Below are 6,768 nucleotides of genomic sequence, written 5' to 3'. Positions count from 1 at the left end.
CCCGCCGTGGGACGCGGCTCGGCCCCGTCCGGCACGGAGATGCCGGACCCACCAGGGACCTGGGCCGTACCGGATGCGGAAGGCGCATCGGGGGCGGGCGCGGGCCGCAGGCGGCAGGTGAAATGGAACGAGCTGCCCACACCCGGCGTGCTGCGCGCCCAGATGCTGCCGCCCATCATGCCCACCAACTGGCGACAGATGGACAGGCCAAGGCCCGAACCGCCATACGTGGCTCCGGTATCGTCGGACGCTTGGGCGTACAGTTCGAAAATGGATTCCAGCCGGTCCTCGGCGATGCCGATGCCGGTATCGCGCACGGTGAACAGCAGGGTGGCCCCCCCCGGCTCGCCGGGGGGAAACAGTGACTCGAACAGGCTCGGCGGCGAGGGCACCGGCGCGACCTCCACGGAAACCACGCCCGCATGGGTGAACTTCACCGCGTTGCCCACCAGGTTGGCCAGCACCTGGGTCAGCCGCACCTGGTCGCCCGCCAGCACGGGAGGTATCTCCGGCGCCACCCGCCACGACAGGGCCAGACCGCGCCGTGCCGCCTCCGACTGCACCGAGCGCATCACCTTGCGCACCACGGCGGCGGGCTCGAAGGGGCGTTCCACCAGGCGAATCTGCCGTGCCTCCAGCCGCGAGAAGTCCAGCACGTCGTTGAGCAGGGCCAGCAGCGTCTCCGCCGATTCCAGCACGGTGATCAGATGGTCGCGCTGTTCCTCGTCCTCTGCCGATTCCAGCGCAAGGTCGGTCATGCCCAGGATGCCGTTGAGCGAATTGCGTATCTCGTGGCTCATGCCCGCCAGAAAGGCGCTTTTGGCGATGCTGGCGTTCTCGGCGGTGCGCCGGGCCTCGTCCAGGTCACGCACGGCCCGGTGCTTCAACAGGGCCACTTCGATGGTGGAATGCAGTTCGCGCTCTTCGAAGGGCTTCACCAGAAAGCCGAACGGGCCGCAGGCCTTGGCCCGCTCCAGGGTGGCCGCATCGGAAAAGGCCGTCAGGAACACCACGGGCACCCCGTACTGCCCGGCGATGCGCCCAGCCGCCTCTATGCCGTCCATGGGACCGCGCAGGCGGATGTCCATCAGCACGAGGTCGGGCCGCAACTCCCCCGCCATGCGCACGGCCTCTTCCCCGTCGGCGGCCATGGCGGGCACGGCATACCCCAGGCGTTCCAGGGTACGACGGATGTCCAGCGCCACGATCTGCTCGTCATCGACGATGACCACTGAAGGGCGGCCCGAATCCGGAAGAGGTTGCTGTTGCGTCATGGTCACTGTCCGCGACGGTGAGGCTTTTGTGACGGGACCTGGGGGAAGGCACGGTGACGACGATCACACCGGGCATACCGGGCACATATACAGCAGTACATGACGCGTTTCTGCATTCAACGCAAGGCATCCGGTGTGCGACGCACCCTACCCGTACCGGTTTTCCCCCATTCCGGGACAAAAACAAGAGCCGCGCCGCTTTCGCGGCACGGCCCTTTCGGAGTTGCCTTGTCATGTTTCTTTCAGCGGGTCTCGCGTCACCGCCGGCTGAAACAATCAGAAGCGTTGCAGCACCCAGGCCACCCGCCCCACTATGCGTTCCGCATGTTTGTCCACGGGCAGATATTGTTCGGGGTGCGCGGGATTTTCGGACCGCAGCACGAAGCGGGCCTTTTCCGCATCGAGAAAGATGCGCTTCAGTGCCACGCCCTCGTAAGGAACGTACACACCGTACAGTTCGCCGGACACCACGTTCTTCTGGGCCGTATCTATGCCCACATAGGCACCCTTGCGCACCAGCGGTTCCATGCTCGAAGCATCCATGCGCACCACCTGCACCGAAGGGCCGGAGTACGACTGCGGCACGGACAGTTTGCCAATGGCCTTCAACGGACCGCCGCCCTGTTCGGTGACCTCGCAATGCATGGAATGCACCGTCACCACGCTGCTCTTGGCATCCGGGTCACCGTAGCGGGCCGGGTCTTCCAGCACCATGCCCGCTGCGGGGGCGTCCAGGGGTTGGTAGCCCTGCTCGGTGCGCAGATACATGGGGCCAGAGGCCTTCTTGAGCCAGTCGGGGTTCAGGCCGAACTTCTCGAACAGCTTCATGTACCAGTCGGAGGGCACCGAATTGCGGCGTTTGGCGTCGGAAATGCTGGACTGCCGGATGTCTAGCACCTCGGCAAGCTCCACCTGCGTACGCGTATTGGTGGCCAGCTTGATGCGTTCAAAAACTTCTTCAAAGGTGGACACGGTGTTCTCCCATTCAAGAATTACGGCCCCACGGCCGCGACCCGGCGCGTCGGAAACCGGTCCCCGGTGCGTGCACGCTCCGCTTTCTGGATGATTGCGGTTCGCCTTTGCAGTGCTGCCTCGCACAGAGCGAGCGACACGTCAATGCCATGATGCGGGCGCTCGCCATCATATGACGGCACCACATCGGCAACGTTGCGTCGCTCACTGCTGCCCGCATTCCGGGTCGTTACGTCCCATAGTGATACAAGAACGGTGCCACCAACAGATAGAGTCCATGATTTCCGGGGGTAGCACCCTGTATAGCGCAACGCGCTTTCCGGTATCAGGGCAACGGCGCGTAACATGTTACACTGCGATCACGCAAAAAACGTAACAATGTTACACTATCGCCCTTGGAACTGTTTCAGGAACGGGTCACTTGGGGTAAGAATGATGCGCGTGTTGTCGCGGAACACCTTGCGGTAGGCATCCAGACTACGCTGGAAGTCGTAGAACTCCGGCGACTGCGAAAGCGCCTCGGAGAATATCCGAGCGGCGTCGGCATCGCCTTCGCCCCGCAATATCTCGGACTTGCGGGTGGCCTCGGCCATCAGCACGGTACGCTCGCGGTCGGCGGTAGAGCGAATCTTGGTCGACTCCTCCTGGCCTTCCGAGCGGTACTGCTTGGCCTGACGCTCGCGCTCTGCGCGCATGCGCCCGAAGATGGCGCGCTGGTTCTCCGTGGGCAGGTCGGTGCGCTTGATGCGCACGTCGATGATTTCCATGCCGTACTCGCGCAGCAGTTCCGAGGTGCGGGCCGTCACCGCGCCCATGATCTCGGCCCGCTTGGACGAGACCACCTCGGTCAGGGTGTTGCGCCCCACGAAGACGCGCAACTGCGAATACACGGTGTCGTCCAGGCGGGCCTGGGCGCCGGGAATGGTGCGCACGGTGCGATAGAAGGTCAGCGGGTCGGTGATGCGCCAGCGGGCGTAGTTGTCCAGCACGATGGCCTTCTTGTCGCTGGTCAGGGCCTCGGCGGAGCGGGCGTCGTAATCCAGGATGCGCGCGTCGAAATACACCACGTTCTGGATGAACGGCAGCTTGAAGTGCAGGCCAGGCAGCACCACGCCGCCCACGGGCTCGCCCAGTTGCAGCACGATGGCCTTCTGGGTCTGGTGCACGCTGTACATGCACTGGCTGCCCATGACCAGCAGCGCGGCAAGGGCGATGAGTACGGTTATGGTACGGCGTTCCATGCTATTCGCTCCCCTTGCGGGCCGCGCCCGCGTCGCCACGGGGCCGCGCCCCGTCCAGCGGCAGGTAGGGCAGCATGCGCGCCCCCGCCTCGCCGGGGATGACGATCTTTTCCATGCCGGGCGCGGAAAGCACCTCTTCCATGGCTTCCAGGTACAGGCGCTTGCGGGTCACGTCCTTGGCCTTGTTGTATTCCTTCAGCACGGCCATGAAGCGGCTGGCCTGGCCTTCCGCCTCGCGCACGCGGGCCTGCCGGTACGCTTCGGCCTGGTTGATCACCTCTGCGGCAAGGCCGCGGGTGCGGGGAAGAATCTCGTTCTGGTAGGCCTCTGCCTCGTTGATGATGCGGCTCTTGTCCTCTCGGGCACTGGCCACGTCCTTGAAGGCATCGATGACCTCTTTCGGCGGATGCACGTCCTGCATCTGCACGGCCAGCACGCGCACGCCCACCTGGTAGATGTCCAGGATGTCCTGCAACAGCGTGAGGGTCTCGTTCTGGATGAGCTGCTTGCCGTCGGTAAGCGCTGCGTCGATGCGGCTGTTGCCGATGACCTCGCGCATGGCTGCCTCGCCAGCGCTGCGCACCACTGCGGAAGGATTGGTGACGTTGAACAGGTACTGGACGGGGTCCTTGATCTGGAACTGGATGCTGAACTGCACGTTGACGATGTTTTCGTCACCCGTGAGCATGGCGGCTTCCTCGGGCACGATGCGCCCGCCCCCCTGCTGGAAGGACGCACCCTGCGTCAGCGAGCGGAAGCCCACCTCGGCGCGCTGCACCTGAGTCACCTTGGGGGTGTACACCGATTCCACGGGGAACGGCAGATGGTAGTGGGGGCCGGATTCCACGGTGCGGTCGTAGCGGCCGAAGCGCAACACCACCCCCAGTTCGTCCGGTTCGACGATGTAGATGCCCGACGCCGCCCACAACAGGACGAAGACGAGCGCCACCACCTTCCCCGCGGGGAAGGGGTATTCGCGGAACTTGCGGAAGGTCTCGCCGAGCTTCTCGAAGTCCGGTCCGGAGGGGTCATCCCAACCGCCGGGGCCACCGGGGCCACCAGAGCCGCCGGAGCCACCATCGTCCCCGTCGCCGGAGCCGCCGGAACCGCCGGAACCTCCGCGCCACCCGGAGTGCCGCTGCCGTTTTTCTTGCAGTTTTTCCCAATCCCAGTTCATAATACCTCAAAAATAGGGCAGATGTGGAGTGCGGTCAAGGCATGACGCCGATTTGCCGACCCACCCCGCCTGCCGGAGCAGCCATGAAACCGATTTCCGACCGCCCGTTCCGGGCCTATGACATCCGCGGCATCGTCGATGCCGACTTCGACGCCGAATGGGTGGAGCGCCTGGGGCGCGCCTGCGGCACCTACCTGCTGGAACGCGGCATCAACGGCGCCGTGGTGGGCCACGATTGCCGCCACAGCTCCCCCGCCTACCACGACGCACTCACCGCCGGGCTCATCGCCTGCGGCATCGACGTGGTCAGCGTGGGCATGGTGCCCACCCCTTTGCTGTACTTTGCCGTGCGCCACCTGGACCGCCAGGGCGGCATCATGATCACCGCCAGCCACAATCCACCGGAATACAACGGTTTCAAGGTGTGGGCCGGGGCGACCACCATCCACACCACCGAAATACGGCGCATCTACGAGATATTCGCCGCCGGGCGCTTTGCCTCGGGCAAGGGCGTGGGTTGCACCATGGACATCGTGCCTGCCTACATGGAAGCCGTGACGCAACGGGTGCAGCTGGCACCGCGCGCCCGCGGCCCCCTGAAGGTGGTGGTGGACGGCGGCAACGGCGCGGGCGGCGAGCTGTGCGCCGACCTGCTGCGCCGCCTGGGTGCGGACGTCATCGACCAGTACTGCGACCCGGACGGGGCCTTTCCCAACCACCACCCCGACCCGGTGGTGGAAGCCAACATGCGCGACCTGATCGCCCGCGTGGCCAGCGAAGGCGCGGACCTGGGCATAGGCCTGGACGGCGACGCCGACCGGCTGGGCGCGGTGGACGCGCAGGGCCGCCTGCTGTTCGGCGACGAGTTGCTCTCCCTCTTCGCGCGCGATCTGCTGGCCCGCGTGCCCGGCGGCGAGGTGATGGCCGACGTGAAGTGTTCGCACCGCCTGTTCCGCGACATAGAGGCCCACGGCGGCAAGCCCACCATGTGGATCACCGGCCATTCGGTGATGAAGGCCCGCATGCTGGAGGTGGGCGCGCCGCTGGCGGGCGAGATGAGCGGTCACATGTTCTTCAACGAGGGGTGGTACGGCTTCGACGACGCCATCTACGCCGCCGCCCTGCTGCTGCGCATCCTGTCAGCGTCCGACGTGCCGCTGACGGCGCTGCCCGGCTGGCCGCCCTCGCACGCCACCCCGGAACTGCACATGGCCTGTCCGGACGAGGTGAAGTTTGCCGTGGTGCGCCGCGCGCAGGAGCACTTCCGCGCGCTGTACGACGTCAACGAGATCGACGGCGCGCGCATCACCTGGCCCGACGGCTGGGCACTGGTGCGCGCCTCGAACACCCAGCCGGTGCTGGTGCTGCGCTTCGAGGCTGAAACGCCGGAGCGCCTGGCCGAAATCCGCGCCCTGGTGGAAACGCCGCTCGCTGCCTGGATAGCCGAGGCCCGCGCGGCCAGAGACGCCACGGCATAGCCCCGCCGCAAACGCCCGGCGCACCCGTGCCCGCATGCCGCCTGCATGGGGGGAGTGCCGGGGGAGACGCATCATGAAAATACTCAAGGCCAGCCGCATGGAACGCTGCATCGGCTGCCACGGCTGTTCGCTTGCCTGCGCGCGCCTGGTCCACAAGCGCCTGTCGTGGGCCACGGCGGGCATCCGCATTACATCTGCCGGGGGGCTTTCCACAGGGTTCGAGGCACGCCTCTGCCTGGCCTGCAACCCCGCCCCCTGCGCCCTGGCCTGCCCCACCGGGGCCTATGCCCAGCGCAAGGGCGGCGGGGTGAAGGTAAACCGCGACCTGTGCATCCGGTGCGGCAACTGCGCCGCCGCCTGTCCGGTGGACGCCATTCACCTGGACGGCGAAACCGGGCTGCCCTACGTGTGCATCCACTGCGGGCGCTGCGTGCCCTTCTGCCCGCATGCGTGCATAGAACTGGCCGATCTGCCGGACACGCCGGACTCCACGGATACGCCGGACACTGCGGATGCGCCGGGCGCACCGGAGCAGGCCACTCCGGACGGAACGCCGGATGCACCCGCCCCCGAGGCCGGTGCCGACGCCGCAAGGGAGGCCCGCCATGCCCGCTAGCGCCACCGCC

General features: G+C 66.4%; 6 protein-coding genes. 2 read left to right on the top strand and 4 right to left on the bottom strand.

Going from position 1 to position 6,768, the window contains the following annotated elements; all coding sequences use genetic code 11:
- From FVW27_RS04310 to hflK, 4 genes are all read right to left on the bottom strand, one after another.
- Positions 1 to 1,274, bottom strand: a 1,274-nt coding sequence (locus FVW27_RS04310; protein WP_243838206.1) for an ATP-binding response regulator, incomplete at its 3' end; no start/stop codon positions are given.
- 276 nt (positions 1,275 to 1,550) lie between these two features.
- Positions 1,551 to 2,246 (bottom strand): LexA family transcriptional regulator, encoded by a 696-nt coding sequence (locus FVW27_RS04305; protein ID WP_167123047.1) that lies wholly within the window; start codon positions 2,244 to 2,246, stop codon positions 1,551 to 1,553.
- 386 nt (positions 2,247 to 2,632) lie between these two features.
- Positions 2,633 to 3,487 carry a protease modulator HflC gene (gene hflC, locus FVW27_RS04300; RefSeq protein ID WP_167123044.1) on the bottom strand — a complete coding sequence of 285 codons (855 nt, stop codon included), beginning with the start codon at positions 3,485 to 3,487 and terminating at the stop codon, positions 2,633 to 2,635.
- Position 3,488: 1 nt separating this feature from the next.
- A complete protein-coding gene (hflK, locus tag FVW27_RS04295) occupies positions 3,489 to 4,664 on the bottom strand; it encodes an FtsH protease activity modulator HflK (RefSeq protein ID WP_167123042.1) in 1,176 nt (391 codons plus the stop codon).
- Positions 4,665 to 4,747: 83 nt separating this feature from the next.
- Between hflK and FVW27_RS04290 the strand changes: the two genes are divergently transcribed.
- Positions 4,748 to 6,142 (top strand): phosphomannomutase/phosphoglucomutase, encoded by a 1,395-nt coding sequence (locus tag FVW27_RS04290; protein WP_167123041.1) that lies wholly within the window; start codon positions 4,748 to 4,750, stop codon positions 6,140 to 6,142.
- Positions 6,143 to 6,215: 73 nt separating this feature from the next.
- A complete protein-coding gene (locus FVW27_RS04285; RefSeq protein ID WP_167123039.1) occupies positions 6,216 to 6,758 on the top strand; it encodes a 4Fe-4S binding protein in 543 nt (180 codons plus the stop codon).
- Positions 6,759 to 6,768 lie beyond the last annotated feature (10 nt).

This window comes from Nitratidesulfovibrio liaohensis, assembly GCF_011682075.1.
Classification (GTDB): domain Bacteria; phylum Desulfobacterota; class Desulfovibrionia; order Desulfovibrionales; family Desulfovibrionaceae; genus Cupidesulfovibrio; species Cupidesulfovibrio liaohensis.
Note: the sequence above shows the minus strand (reverse complement) of the source record. Positions and strands in the feature narration are given on the sequence as shown.